This is a genomic window from Pseudoalteromonas distincta (assembly GCF_000814675.1).
Classification (GTDB): domain Bacteria; phylum Pseudomonadota; class Gammaproteobacteria; order Enterobacterales; family Alteromonadaceae; genus Pseudoalteromonas; species Pseudoalteromonas distincta.
The window spans coordinates 147,560-161,163 of record NZ_JWIG01000030.1; the positions used below are offsets into that span (position 1 = coordinate 147,560).

Annotated in this window: 13 protein-coding genes; all 13 read left to right on the forward strand. The window is 40.5% G+C overall.

The window, feature by feature from the left end; genetic code table 11:
- Positions 1-338 precede the first annotated feature (338 nt).
- The 13 genes from QT16_RS19885 (at position 339) to QT16_RS19945 (ending at position 13,590) form a co-directional block, all read left to right on the forward strand.
- Positions 339-707, forward strand: coding sequence for a response regulator (locus tag QT16_RS19885; RefSeq protein WP_039490418.1), 369 nt, complete (start codon positions 339-341; stop codon positions 705-707).
- 228 nt (positions 708-935) lie between these two features.
- Complete coding sequence (gene thrA / locus QT16_RS19890; protein WP_039490419.1) at positions 936-3,353, forward strand: bifunctional aspartate kinase/homoserine dehydrogenase I; 2,418 nt, start codon at positions 936-938, stop codon at positions 3,351-3,353.
- 9 nt (positions 3,354-3,362) lie between these two features.
- Positions 3,363-4,298, forward strand: a complete 936-nt coding sequence (gene thrB, locus QT16_RS19895) for a homoserine kinase (protein ID WP_039490420.1) — start codon at positions 3,363-3,365, stop codon at positions 4,296-4,298.
- Positions 4,299-4,309: 11 nt separating this feature from the next.
- Positions 4,310-5,593, forward strand: coding sequence for a threonine synthase (gene thrC, locus QT16_RS19900; protein ID WP_039490421.1), 1,284 nt, complete (start codon positions 4,310-4,312; stop codon positions 5,591-5,593).
- Positions 5,594-5,862: 269 nt separating this feature from the next.
- Complete coding sequence (glyA, locus tag QT16_RS19905) at positions 5,863-7,119, forward strand: serine hydroxymethyltransferase (RefSeq protein WP_002961763.1); 1,257 nt, start codon at positions 5,863-5,865, stop codon at positions 7,117-7,119.
- Positions 7,120-7,534: 415 nt separating this feature from the next.
- Positions 7,535-7,984, forward strand: coding sequence for a transcriptional regulator NrdR (nrdR, locus tag QT16_RS19910; RefSeq protein ID WP_002961761.1), 450 nt, complete (start codon positions 7,535-7,537; stop codon positions 7,982-7,984).
- A gap of 166 nt (positions 7,985-8,150) precedes the next feature.
- Positions 8,151-9,284, forward strand: a complete 1,134-nt coding sequence (gene ribD, locus QT16_RS19915) for a bifunctional diaminohydroxyphosphoribosylaminopyrimidine deaminase/5-amino-6-(5-phosphoribosylamino)uracil reductase RibD (RefSeq protein ID WP_039490424.1) — start codon at positions 8,151-8,153, stop codon at positions 9,282-9,284.
- A 16-nt stretch (positions 9,285-9,300) separates the two neighbouring features.
- Positions 9,301-9,954, forward strand: coding sequence for a riboflavin synthase (locus tag QT16_RS19920; protein WP_002961757.1), 654 nt, complete (start codon positions 9,301-9,303; stop codon positions 9,952-9,954).
- Between the two features lie 29 nt (positions 9,955-9,983).
- Positions 9,984-11,096: a bifunctional 3,4-dihydroxy-2-butanone-4-phosphate synthase/GTP cyclohydrolase II gene (ribBA, locus tag QT16_RS19925; RefSeq protein ID WP_039490426.1), complete on the forward strand. Its 1,113-nt coding sequence runs from the start codon at positions 9,984-9,986 to the stop codon at positions 11,094-11,096.
- Positions 11,097-11,196: 100 nt separating this feature from the next.
- Positions 11,197-11,661 carry a 6,7-dimethyl-8-ribityllumazine synthase gene (gene ribH, locus QT16_RS19930; protein WP_002961753.1) on the forward strand — a complete coding sequence of 155 codons (465 nt, stop codon included), beginning with the start codon at positions 11,197-11,199 and terminating at the stop codon, positions 11,659-11,661.
- Positions 11,662-11,676: 15 nt separating this feature from the next.
- Complete coding sequence (gene nusB / locus QT16_RS19935; RefSeq protein WP_002961751.1) at positions 11,677-12,087, forward strand: transcription antitermination factor NusB; 411 nt, start codon at positions 11,677-11,679, stop codon at positions 12,085-12,087.
- Positions 12,088-12,133: 46 nt separating this feature from the next.
- Positions 12,134-13,108, forward strand: coding sequence for a thiamine-phosphate kinase (gene thiL / locus QT16_RS19940; protein WP_039490428.1), 975 nt, complete (start codon positions 12,134-12,136; stop codon positions 13,106-13,108).
- Complete coding sequence (locus QT16_RS19945) at positions 13,105-13,590, forward strand: phosphatidylglycerophosphatase A family protein (RefSeq protein WP_024596288.1); 486 nt, start codon at positions 13,105-13,107, stop codon at positions 13,588-13,590. Before thiL ends, QT16_RS19945 begins: the two co-directional genes overlap by 4 nt.
- Positions 13,591-13,604: the final 14 nt, after the last annotated feature.

The window sequence follows — 13,604 nt, forward strand, 5'->3', positions numbered from 1 at the left end:
TTTGTTATTTTTGTAACGTTACTATTGTAATTTAAAAGTTAGTCAATAAACCTCTAAAAATAAATAAAAAAGTTAAAATTTAATAAGATAAATCTAATTAAGTAGGTATGTAGTATTAATGTAATTAAACTCAGCTATGAATTAGTAAATTTGTTAGACGTTAAGTTTTGTAAGTTTGATTAGAATTTAGTTTCGTTAATCATATTTAAATGAGTTAATTCTATATTTATCATTGCATTGAATTATTAATGCGCTAAGTATTTAGATGCGTGTTAAAGTGTCCTGAGTGCAAAGAAAGATGGTCTTTTAATAACTTTGATGGTTGTGTAGTAGTAAACATGATGAAATTTTCTGTATTAGTCTGTGATGATTCTGCTGTTGCTCGTAAACAAGTCGTGCGGTGTTTAAATGAGTGTATAGACGCAGATATACAACAAGCTATAAATGGAGCAAACGCCCTCGATCTTTTAAGAGCACAAAACTTTGATTTACTGTGCCTAGACCTCACCATGCCAGAGGTTGATGGTATACAAGTACTTGAAACTATAAAAACAGAAAAAATAGAGTGCTTTGTGTTGGTTATTTCTGCTGATATACAGGAAAAAATGAAGCAACGAGTCGCCCAACTTGGCGCAATTGATTTTATTGATAAACCTATTAATAAATCAAGCTTGAATGAAATATTGCATAAATTTGGCATTCATTAGGTTTTTTCATGTTAAAAAAGGCTGTTTTATCTTTTAATTTAGGGTTGACAGCATAGCCTTTGTTAAGGCAGTCTTAACATATGAAAACAATTAATCGCGTACTGACCATTATTATTACAACCATCATTCTTACTGGATAGTGGCATAGGTCGGTGCAACAAATTTAAAGGCCTGTGTTCACTTAGAACACAGGCCTTTTTTCGTTTTATGGGATGAGGAACATAAACAATGCGAGTTTTAAAATTTGGTGGGTCTTCACTTGCCGATTATGCATGCTTACAACAGGTAGCTCAGTTAGTTAAAGCACAATTAAAAGATGAAATGTTATTGGTGCTTTCTGCTCCAGGTGGAATGACCGATTCGCTAGTTGCACTTGCAAGTGCTGCAGAGCAAGGCTTAGATTTTTCGCAGCAATGGCAAGCATTAGCGAGTCGTTGTGAAGGCTTAAAAGCTGACGTTGAAAAAAGTGGCGTAGTAGTTACAAGCTGGCCAGACCTAGGCGAGCTTAAAAATAAATTAGATGGCGTGTCGCTTATACAGTGTTGCCCTGATCAAGTTCGCGCATTTGTAATTAGCTTTGGAGAGCGCGTTAGCGTTTCTTTAATGCAGGCTTTATTGAGCTCACAAGATGCAAGGTACTTAGAAGCAACAAGCTGTATTGCTTCAACTGGTGGCTACATTGATGCAGAAGCTGATTTAGTGGCAAGTAAAGCTCGCTTTCAAGCTGTGCTTAAAGAAAACCCTGCAACTATTTATATTATGCCTGGTTTTACGGCGAGTAATGATAAAGGTGAGCTTACAACGCTTGGCCGTAATGGTTCAGATTACTCAGCAGCTATTGCTGCGGCATGTTTAGAAGCTGAGATTTGCCAAATTTGGACTGACGTTGATGGCGTATATAGCGCTGATCCTCGTTATATTAAAAAAGCCACTAAAGTCGATTTTTTATCTTATAAAGAAGCGATGGAACTTTCTTACTTTGGTGCAAAAGTACTTCACCCAAAAACAATTTTACCGTGTGCTAAAGCAGGCGTGCCATGTGAAATTAAAAATACGCATAACCCAGACGCACAAGGCTCATTAATTGGTAATGATTATTCATCTGATGAGCCCGTAAAAGCGCTTTCTAGCTTACAAGACCTTGCAATGTTAACTGTTTCAGGCCCTGGCATGAAAGGTAAAGTAGGCATGGCGTCTAAGGTATTTAACGCGCTTGCTCACGATAACGTATCAATTGTATTGATCACGCAATCATCATGTGAATTTAGCATTAGTTTTTGTGTGCACGAAACAGACCTAGCACTTGCACTCGATGCGCTACAAACTGCATTTGAGCTTGAATTACAAGCAGGGCTTATTGAGCCTGTACAAGTACAGCGTAATTTAGCTATTGTTACTTTAGTGGGCGACAACATGCGCGCACACCGTGGCTTAGCGGCTAAGTTTTTTGCATCGCTTGCACAAGCGCAAGTAAATATTGTGGCAATTGCACAGGATTCTACAGAAAGTGCTATTTCTGCGGTAATTGATGGTGAGTTATGTAATGACGCTGTAAAAATATGCCATGAAAACTTTTTCACGCATGTGCCGTCAATTGATGTGTTTTTACTAGGTTGTGGCTTAGTAGGGCAAGAGCTTATTAATCAGCTTGAACGTCAGCAAGCTTGGCTTGAAAAGCGTAATATTAAACTTAACTTGTATGGTGTTGCTAACTCTCGTCAATTACACCTTGATAACGAAGGCATCGCTTTTAGTGATTGGCAGCAAAAATTGGCCTCATCTGAGCAAGCATTTGATTTAAAATTAGTAGAGCAATTTGTTAAGCAAAACCACTTAGTGAATCCGGTACTAGTAGATTGTACATCTTCAGATGCACTTGCTGCGCAGTATGTAGACTTTTTAAATGCAGGTTTTCATGTGGTTGCAGCTAATAAAAAAGCGACAACAAGCTCATACACGTATTACCAAGATTTAATAGCTGCTACGCAAAAGAATAATCGTAAATTTTTATACGAGACTAACGTTGGTGCAGGTTTACCAGTAATCGATAACTTGCAGTCATTATTTGGTGCCGGTGATGAGTTACTAGAGTTTAGCGGTATTTTATCAGGCTCACTTTCGTATATGTTTGGTGCACTTCAAGATGGTTTATCACTTTCTGAGGCAACTATTAAAGCCAAAGAAAGCGGTTTTACTGAGCCAGATCCTCGTGATGATTTATCGGGTACCGATGTAGCACGTAAGTTACTGATCATCGCTCGCGAAGCCGGTATGAAGTTGGAGCTAAGCGATATTGAAGTTGAGTCAGTATTACCACAAGGTTTTGCACAAGGTGATAGCGTTGATGAGTTTATGGCAAAACTACCAAGCCTAGATGCTGATTTTAATGAGCGCATTCAAAGTGCTGCGAGCGAAGGAAAGGTACTTCGTTATGTAGGTACAATTAAAGAAGGTCACTGTAAAGTAGGTATTGAGGCTGTTGATGAAAAACATGCGCTTAATGTAATTCGCGATGGCGAAAACGCGCTGGCTATTTTAAGCCAATACTACCAGCCACGTCCGTTTGTAATTCGTGGTTATGGTGCCGGCTCTGAAGTAACAGCAGCGGGTGTATTTGCTGATATTTTAAAAACACTATCGCGCTAGGAGCTCGTTATGATTGAAGTATATGCTCCGGCGTCTATTGGTAATTTTGCAGTAGGTTTTGATGCTCTTGGCGCAGCGCTTGCGCCAATTGATGGTAGTTTATTAGGCGATGTAGCTGTTGTAAGTGCAGCACCAAGTGACGAATTTATTTGTACTGGCGACTACGCTCACAAGTTACCAAGTGATGCGAATGAAAACTTAGCGTACCAGTGTTTAGTACATTTTAGAGCGCATGTTGCGCCTGATATGCCAAGCGTAAAGCTCGAGCTTAAAAAGAATTTACCAATTGGATCTGGACTTGGTTCTAGTGCATGCTCGGTCGTGGCTACCTTTGCTGCCCTTGATAAGTTTGCACAAACTAACTTAAGTCAGGTTGAGCTTATTGAGCTTATGGCTGACTTTGAAGCAGTAGTGAGCGGTGGTCGTCATTACGACAACATCACGCCATGCTATTTAGGTGGTTTGCAATTAACAGGTGATTTAATCCCTGATAAATCGATTGCACTGCCTGTTGATGAAAATTGGTACTACGTTGCTGCGTTCCCTGGTTTTTCACTCAACACTGCAAAAGCGCGCTCGGTTTTACCAAAAGAGTTGAGCATGCATGCAAGTGTTGAGTTTGCACAGCGTTTATCGGCATTTAGTAGCTTACTGTTGACTAATCGTTTTGACGATGCGCTAAGCATAATGAAAGATGAAATAGCAGAACCTTACCGCGCACCGCTTATTAAAGGTTTTAGTGAAGCCAAAGCAAGCTTACCAGCGCTGGGCGCTGAAATAGTGAGTATTTCGGGTGCAGGACCCACCTTGTTTAGTGTATGTAAAACACTTGAAGCTGCACAGCAATGCGCACAGTGGTTAGAGGCAAATTACATTAACGAGCAAGGCTTTTGCCACATTTGTAAATTAGATAACGACGGCACGCGTCAATTAACAGTTTTATAGGATAGGTAGTCATGCAATTACATAATTTAAAAGATAGCTCACAAAAAGTGTCGTTCGTTGAAGCCGTAAAAACAGGTTTGGGTCGTAATCAAGGTGTGTTTTTCCCAGAATCCCTTGCCCCACTGTCCGATGTTGATGCATTGCTTGATATGGACTTTGTTACACGCAGTGGCAAAATATTATCTCACCTAATTGGTGATGAGCTGCCAAGCGACACTGTGGCACAAATGGTTAAAAATGCATTTAACTTTCCAGTTAAGCTGGTGGAAGTTGAAGAGAATACATATTGCTTAGAGTTGTTTCATGGTCCTACGCTTGCGTTTAAAGACTTTGGTGGTCGCTTTATGGCTGAGTGTTTAGCGCAATTTAATAAAGATGAAAAAGTAACTATTTTAACCGCAACATCGGGCGATACTGGTGCAGCCGTTGCACATGCTTTTTATAACAAGCCGAATATCGATGTTGTCATCTTATATCCTAAAGGCAAAATTTCACTTGCTCAGCAAAAGCTATTTACTACGTTAGGTAACAATATTCATTGTTACGCAGTTGATGGCAGTTTTGATGATTGCCAAGAGTTGGTTAAAAATGCCTTTTTAGATGAAGAAGTTAAATCAACACTTGGGCTTAATTCTGCTAATTCAATTAATATTAGCCGTTTAGTTGCTCAGGTTTGTTATTACTTTGAGGCCATTGCACAACTACCAAAAGAAAAACGCGCAACAGCGCATATATCAGTGCCAAGTGGCAACTTTGGTAATGTATGTGCTGCAATGATTGGTGCGGTTATTGGCTTACCTGTAGGTAAATTAAGTGCAACAACCAACCAAAATGATACTGTGCCGCGCTTTATGCTTGATAAAACCTGGACGCCAAACGCAACACTTGAGTCGCTTTCAAATGCAATGGATGTAAGTAAGCCAAACAACTGGCCGCGTGTGCAAACAATGTTAGATAATAACTGGTTTAGCTACGATAACTTTTATTCAACTAGCGTAAACGAGGAAGACACGCAATCGGTGATGAAAAAAATTCAACAAACGGGTTATGTTGCAGAGCCTCACACTGCTATTGCGTACCAAGGTCTTGTTGAAAATCGAGCGCCAGGGGCCGCGGGTATCTTTTTAGCCACAGCTCACCCTGCTAAGTTTAAAGAAAGCGTAGAGGGTATTTTAAATATTGAATTAGGTATGCCAAAACCACTTAGCGACGCACTAGCAAAACCATGCCTAGCAAGCGATATAAAGGCCGATTACGACGCATTACGTACAGAAATACTTGCTAAACTTGGCTAAGTTAATTAATTCAAAAAGGCGGTTATGCCGCCTTTTTTTATAACTTTAGGCTTTTAAATCTAGTGAGTTGCATTTACTAATTAAATGTAGGAAATAGCATTCATTTAAAATCGTTATGGTTTTATAAGAAAATATCATCTTAAAAAGTCTGTGAAATAGTTTCAATCCCTGTTTAAATATCCTCAACTTAAGAGCGTAGGCAAAGAGTCGTTTAAAGCGTACAATAAAGCCTCTAAAAAACACCATACACGTTGCCCTAGGAGACCCCAATGTTAGAACGTAGCATGAATATTTCGGATTTTGATCCAGAGTTATTTGACGCGATAAACAAAGAAACTGCTCGCCAAGAAGAGCACATTGAACTAATCGCTTCAGAAAACTACTGTAGCCCACGCGTACTAGAAGCGCAGGGTTCACAGCTTACAAATAAATACGCAGAAGGTTACCCTGGCAAACGTTATTATGGCGGTTGTGAGCACGTTGATGTTGTTGAGCAATTAGCAATTGACCGTGCTAACGAGTTATTTGGTTCTGACTACGCAAACGTACAACCACATGCTGGTTCGCAAGCTAATGCTGCTGTTTTTCTAGCGCTATTAGAAGCAGGCGACACTGTACTTGGTATGAGCTTAGCTCATGGTGGTCACTTAACTCACGGATCACACGTAAGCTTCTCTGGTAAGCTTTACAATGCAATTCAATACGGACTAGATGAAACAACGGGCGAAATTGATTACGCACAGGTTGAAGCACTAGCACTTGAGCATAAACCAAAAATGATTATTGGTGGTTTCTCAGCGTACTCAGGTATTGTTGATTGGGCTAAATTCCGTGAAATTGCTGACAAAGTAGGTGCTTACCTGTTTGTTGATATGGCTCACGTTGCAGGTTTAATTGCGGCAGGCGTTTACCCAAGCCCAGTTCCTCATGCACATGTTGTAACTACAACTACGCATAAAACACTTGCTGGTCCTCGTGGTGGTTTAATTATCTCTGCATGTGGCGACGAAGCAATCTATAAAAAGCTTAACAGCGCAGTTTTCCCTGGTGGCCAAGGTGGTCCTTTATGTCATGTTATTGCAGCAAAAGCAGTGGCATTTAAAGAAGCGCTTCAACCAGAATTTAAAGTATACCAAACACAAGTTGTTAAAAACGCAAAAGCAATGGTTGCTGTAATGCAAGAGCGCGGCTACAAAATCGTATCTGACAAAACTGAAAACCACTTATTCCTACTCGATTTAATCGATAAAGATATTACTGGTAAAGATGCAGATGCAGCCCTTGGTAACGCTAACATCACAGTTAACAAAAACTCAGTGCCAAACGATCCACGTTCTCCGTTTGTAACATCTGGTTTGCGTATTGGTTCTCCTGCAATCACTCGTCGTGGTTTCAAAGAAGAAGAATCAAAAGAGCTTGCTGGCTGGATTTGTGACGTACTAGATAATATCACTGATGAATCTGTACAGGCGCAAGTTAAAGAAAAAGTAAAAGCAATTTGTGCAAAATTACCTGTTTACGCTTAATTGCATAAGCAGCAGTAATTTAGATCACATAGGCTAGGGGCCTGTTTATCTTTCGAGGTTTAATTTGCAGTAGTGTGTTTGGTTTTTAGGCAAGGCAGAGTCTATGTAGTGTGGTTACTCCACACAAATAGGCGATAACGCAGCATAAATGCCAAACATGCACTGCCCTCGGGTTCGTCCTAGGGGCGATTTACTCTTTGTTGCCTACATGGATGTAGGTAAGGGGCGTGAGCAGGACGCGGAAGCTTTGCTCGGTTTTTACTTAGCCCACTAGGTTACAAACCTCGCGCCGCGATTAAATCGCCCCTAGATAGAACAAATTTAATCCTGAAAGGTCAACAGACCCTATTTTTTTGCTAAGATTAAAGGCCGCTAAATAGCGGCCTTTTTTGTTTTAAAACGGAAGTACCGAGCTATGCATTGTCCATTTTGTACCGCAAAAGATACTAAAGTTATTGACTCACGCCTTGTTGGTGGAGGCCATCAAGTTCGCAGGCGCCGTGAGTGCAACGACTGCCATGAGCGCTTTACTACATTTGAAGGCGCTGAACTGGTTATGCCTCGTGTTATTAAACAAGACGGCAGCCGCGAACCATTTAACGAAGATAAATTATTAAATGGCTTAAATCGCGCACTCGAAAAACGCCCAGTGAGCACAGAGCAAGTAGACGAAGTAGTGAATATAATAAAATCGCAGTTGCGTGCTACAGGCGAGCGAGAAATTTCAAGCCATTTGGTTGGTGAATGCATTATGGAAGCCCTCAAGAAGCTCGATAAAGTAGCGTACGTAAGATTTGCCTCTGTTTATCGCTCGTTTGAAGATATACGCGAATTTGGCGAAGAAATTGCCCGCTTAGGGGAGTAATACCAATTTTATTAAAAATATGATCATTCTATCGCATTAAATAGCGCACTCACTGCGTTAAAAATTATTCATATAGAACAACTATATGTCATAATTTTCGCCTTGTTATTGCGCTATTTTCTTAGCGCTATAATGGACCACTTATTTAACGCAATTGGTATAATAAATGCTTAACCAAATTACTTTTACTGAACATGATGAAATGTATATGGCACGCGCCATAGAGCTTGCCAAAAAAGGTCGGTTTACTACCACACCTAACCCTAATGTTGGCTGTGTTTTAGTTAAAAATAATCAAATAATTGGTGAGGGGTTCCATCAATTAGCTGGTCAAGGTCATGCAGAAGTAAATGCACTGGCTGTCGCTGGAAAAAATGCACAAGGTGCAACGGCTTATGTAACGCTTGAACCGTGTAGTCATTATGGCCGTACGCCACCGTGCGCCGAAGGCTTAAAAGCTGCCGGTGTGGTAAAAGTAATTGCTGCTATGGTTGATACAAATCCACAAGTTGCTGGCAAAGGCCTTAAAATACTGAGCGACGCGGGTATTGACGTTGCTTACGGGTTACTCGAATCACAAGCTCGCGCACTTAACGTTGGCTTTTTTAAGCGTATGGAGCAAGGCTTACCTTATGTGATTTGCAAAATGGCAGCGAGTATTGATGGTAAAACAGCGCTTAAAAATGGGCAAAGTAAGTGGATCACAAGTCCTGCTGCTCGACAAGACGTACAATTATACCGAGCGAAAAGCTGCGCTATTTTAACCGGTGCCGATACAGTGTTAGTCGATGATGCTAAACTTAATGTGCGACTAAGTGAGCTGCCTTGCACACTGCCTACTGATTTGCCGCTTCGCCAGCCCGTGCGTGTTATAATTGACTCTCAAAACCGTTTAACACCTGACCTTGCTTTATTTGAAATCCAAAGTGATGTAATAATATTTACGACTAAGGTTGATAAATCATTGCAATGGCCGCATTTTGTAAAGCATATTGAAGTCAGTGAAAGTAACGGTAAAGTTGATTTACAAGCCGTTTTAGAAAAACTTGGGCAACTGCAGTTTAATAATGTTTGGCTTGAAGCTGGCGCAACACTTGCTGGTAAAATGACAGAGCTTAATTTAGTTGACGAGTTTGTTTTTTATTTAGCGCCTAAACTAATGGGCCATGATGCAAAAAGTTTAGTTAATTTTCCTGAATTGACGAGTATGCAAAACACCGTTGATTTAACATTTAATGAATGTGCGCGCATTGGTGACGATTTACGTATCACCGCGTCAAAACTCATTAAAATCACTTAATAAAAAGAGTAGTGCTATGTTTACTGGGATAATAGAAGCCACAGGCAAAATTGCTTTATTACAAAAAAAACAAGGCGACTTAGCCATTCGTATCCAAAGTGCTGATCTTGATATGACAGACGTAAAGTTAGGTGACAGCATTGCAACTAATGGTGTTTGCTTAACTGTAGTTGATAAACATATTGATGGTTTTAGTGCGGATTTATCTAATGAGACGATTAGTTTGACCGGTTTTGCTCACTATGCTTTAGGACAAACGGTGAATCTTGAAAAAGCCATGCAACCTGTTTCTCGTTTAGGCGGTCATTTAGTATCTGGCCATGTTGATGGTATCGCAACAATTACAAGTATTACAGCAAACGCCAGAGCAACAGAATATTGGCTTACAACTGACGAAAATTTAATGAAATACATTCCGTACAAAGGTTCGGTATGTATTGATGGTATAAGCCTGACAGTAAACGCTGTAGAGGGTAATAAATTCAAATTAACAATTGTCCCACACACGAGTGAGCAAACCACAATTGCTCATTTTAAAGTAGGTACTCAAGTTAATTTAGAAGTCGATCAAATTGCACGTTATTTAGAGCGCCTTATAAAGGGTGCAGAGCAACCAACGGGCTCTGATATTTCGATGAGCTTACTCGCTAAAGCGGGTTTTATTAAATAACGAAACTGACAACTTACACGAGCAAATTTATGAATTTACACAGTGCGCAAGAAATCATCGACGATATTAAAGCCGGTAAAATGGTTATTTTAATGGATGATGAAGATAGAGAAAATGAAGGCGATTTAATAATAGCTGCTGAGCATATTAGCGCAGAAGCGATTAATTTCATGGCTACCCATGGCCGTGGTTTAATTTGTTTAACCATGACGCAAGAGCGTTGCGAGCAACTTGATTTACCGTTAATGGTTAAAAACAATGGTGCAGCATTTTCGACTAACTTTACAATGTCGATAGAAGCATCAAAAGGTGTTACAACCGGTATTTCAGCAGCAGATAGAGCGCGTACAGTGCAAGCGGCTATAGCTAAAGGCGCAGTCCCAAGTGATATTGTTCAGCCTGGACATATTTTTCCTATTATGGCGCAACCTGGTGGCGTATTAACTCGCGCAGGACACACTGAAGCTGGCTGTGATTTAGCGCGTTTAGCTGGACTTGAAGCATCATCTGTTATTGTTGAAATACTTAATGCTGACGGCACTATGGCACGTCGCCCTGATTTAGAAGTTTTTGCGAAAGAGCACGATATTAAAATTGGCACCATTGCTGATTTAATCGAATACCGCAACTTAAACGAAACAACAATTGAGCAAGTAGCAAAATGTAAGTTACCAACTGTTCATGGTGAATTTGATTTAGTTACTTACAAAGACACAATTGACGGCCAATTACATTACGTATTGCTCAAAGGCGATATAAAAGCTCAAGAGCCGACAAATGTACGTGTACATTTGCAAAGTACCTTTAACGATATTCTACTTTCAGACAGAAGTGCTGACCGTAGCTGGGGCCTTTCAGAAGCAATGGCTTATATCGCTAAAAATGGAGGTGCTTTAGTTATTTTAGGTAAGCAAGAAAGCACTGAAGAGTTAGAGGCAACTGTGAAAGCATTTGCAGCAGCTGATGCTGGCGAAAGCGTTACGCCACGTAAATTCAAAGGTACATCTCGTACTGTTGGCGTAGGTTCGCAAATACTTGCCGATCTTGGAATTAAACAAATGCGATTAATGAGTCGCCCCAAAAAGTACCATGCACTTTCGGGCTTTCATTTAGAAGTTGTTGATTACGTTGAGCCACAATAAGCATCACGCTTAAACTAGGCTATTATTTTATTTTTATGGTATGATGCGCAGCAATTTTTGCGCAATCGCAACCGCTTGAACTTATTTTTAGGGTTATCAAATGAAAATTATTGAAGGTAATAAGTACGCTCCAGGCAAAAAATTTGCCATTGTCATTTCTCGTTTTAATGACTTTATTGGTAGCAGCCTCCTTGCAGGTGCTGTTGATGAGCTAAAACGCACAGGTGGCGTATCAGATGACGACATTACCGTTATTTATGTGCCAGGCGCGGTAGAATTACCTTTAGCGGCTAAACGCGTTGCGGCAAAAAAAGAGTATGATGCAATCATCGCATTAGGCGTAGTGATCAGAGGTGGTACACCACACTTTGACCTAGTTGCTGGCGAATCAAACAAAGGTCTTGCGCAAGTATCACTTGAGTATGATATCCCGGTTGCATTTGGCGTATTAACCACAGAAAGCATTGAACAAGCAATTGAGCGTGCTGGCACCAAAATGGGCAATAAAGGCGGCGAAGCTGCTTTAGGCGCGCTTGAAATGGTTAATGTGTTAGATAAAATTTAAGTTTAAGGAATTTTTGTGAAACCAGCAGCAAGACGTAAAGCACGTATCTTAGCACTCCAAGCCGTTTATTCTTGGCAAATAAGTGGCAATTTAATTGCCGATATCGAACAACAAATGTTGATCGAAACAGACGTTACTAAAATTGATGTTGAATACTTTAAAGATCTAGCGACGGGTGTTGCTGTAAATTATAAGCAATTAGACGAAGCTGTATCACCACATTTAACACGTCCGTTTGATGACTTAGATATGGTTGAGCGTGCAATTTTACGTTTAAGCAGCTATGAGCTTAAGTTCCGTGAAGACGTACCTTATAAAGTTGCTATTAACGAAGGTATTGAGCTGGCCAAAATTTTTGGCGCTGAAGACAGCCATAAATTTGTAAACGGTGTACTTGATAAAGCTGTTAAGCATTTACGCAAGTAAGTAAACCGTTAAAGAGGGGAGCCGGCATAGGCCGGCTTTTTTGTGTATGAAGGAATTTGAATTAATTAACCGCTACTTTAAAGGTCGCGGTATCACCCGTCGTGATGTAAACCTAGGTATAGGGGATGATTGCGCTTTAGTAACCGTTCCACAAAACTGCCAACTTGCCGTTACAACAGACACTCTTGTTGCTGGCGTACATTTTTTTGATGATATTTCCCCTCGTGCATTAGGTCACAGAGCGCTTGCTGTTAATTTAAGTGATTTAGCGGCCATGGGTGCTGAGCCAACTTGGGTTTCAGTTGCGTTAACTTTGCCAAGTATTGACCCACAGTGGATTGAAGAGTTTACTGATGGCATGCATGAAATTGCTGAATATTTTAATGTGCAGATTATAGGTGGCGATACAACTCAGGGCCCATTAACCATCACTATTTGTGCGAAAGGGACTGTACCCGAAGGTACTGCACTTCGTCGTAGTGGCGCAAAAGTGGGTGATTGGATTTATGTTACGGGTCCGCTAGGTGACGCTGGACTTGCAATTGAGTCTCGCAAACAAGGTATAAGTATTGATCCAGAACATTTAAAGTACGTAAATAAACGCTTTGACTTTCCAACCCCACGTGTTGCTGCAGGGCAGGTATTACGAGGCCTAGCATCATCGGCTATTGATGTGTCGGACGGCTTAATCGCTGATTTAAGTCATATACTAGATATGTCACAAGTAAGTGCAGTGGTGAATATTGAAAGTATTCCAACTTCAGATGCGATGCAAGCAAGCCTTGATTTTAATCAGCAGCTGCCATTTATTCTCAGTTACGGTGATGATTACGAATTAATTTTTACGGTCCCTGATAGCAATAAAAGTATGTTAGAAATAAAGCTACGCCAGTATGGTGTAGATGCAACATGCATTGGCCAAGTTAAAAGTGGCGATGGCCAAATTGAGCTTTTACACAACGGTGAAAAGTTTGATTTTGAACCGCAGGGTTTTGAGCACTTTGCAAAGGAGCTGGTTTGAACAATAACCGCAAGTTTAATTTAAAGCGTCCACATCAGTTTTTTGGTCTGGGCTTTGGGACAGGGCTTGCCCCTAAAGCGCCCGGTACATTTGGTACGTTTGCTGCCTTGCCATTCATTTTTATGACCATGTATTATCCGTTATGGCTGCAAATTGTATTTGCCGTTGTGATCAGTATATTTGGTATATGGGCGTGCGGTAAAACGGCTGATGATTTAGGCGTACACGATCATCCTGCTATTGTATGGGATGAAGTGGCGGGTTATTACATCACTATGATTGGCGCAGCACTTAGTTGGCAAACATTACTCGTAGGTTTTTTGTTATTTCGCTTTTTTGATATAGCAAAACCCGGCCCAATCCGTATGCTAGACAAACGAGTACATGGCGGTTTAGGTATAATGGCCGACGATATACTTGCGGGTATTTTTTCGCTTATATGTTTACAAGCGTTAATAAAAGTGGGTTTACTGCCCTTTTAATTTTTATATTTGAT

Excerpts from the sequence above, each read along its gene's own strand:
- QT16_RS19885 (WP_039490418.1), top strand. The coding sequence starts at position 339 with ATGATGAAATTTTCTGTATTAGTCTGTGATGATTCTGCTGTTGCTCGT.
- QT16_RS19920 (WP_002961757.1), top strand. The coding sequence starts at position 9,301 with ATGTTTACTGGGATAATAGAAGCCACAGGCAAAATTGCTTTATTACAA.
- thrB (WP_039490420.1), top strand. The coding sequence starts at position 3,363 with ATGATTGAAGTATATGCTCCGGCGTCTATTGGTAATTTTGCAGTAGGT.
- nrdR (WP_002961761.1), top strand. The coding sequence starts at position 7,535 with ATGCATTGTCCATTTTGTACCGCAAAAGATACTAAAGTTATTGACTCA.
- ribD (WP_039490424.1), top strand. The coding sequence starts at position 8,151 with ATGCTTAACCAAATTACTTTTACTGAACATGATGAAATGTATATGGCA.
- glyA (WP_002961763.1), top strand. The coding sequence starts at position 5,863 with ATGTTAGAACGTAGCATGAATATTTCGGATTTTGATCCAGAGTTATTT.
- thiL (WP_039490428.1), top strand. The coding sequence starts at position 12,134 with ATGAAGGAATTTGAATTAATTAACCGCTACTTTAAAGGTCGCGGTATC.
- thrA (WP_039490419.1), top strand. The coding sequence starts at position 936 with ATGCGAGTTTTAAAATTTGGTGGGTCTTCACTTGCCGATTATGCATGC.
- thrC (WP_039490421.1), top strand. The coding sequence starts at position 4,310 with ATGCAATTACATAATTTAAAAGATAGCTCACAAAAAGTGTCGTTCGTT.
- ribBA (WP_039490426.1), top strand. The coding sequence starts at position 9,984 with ATGAATTTACACAGTGCGCAAGAAATCATCGACGATATTAAAGCCGGT.
- ribH (WP_002961753.1), top strand. The coding sequence starts at position 11,197 with ATGAAAATTATTGAAGGTAATAAGTACGCTCCAGGCAAAAAATTTGCC.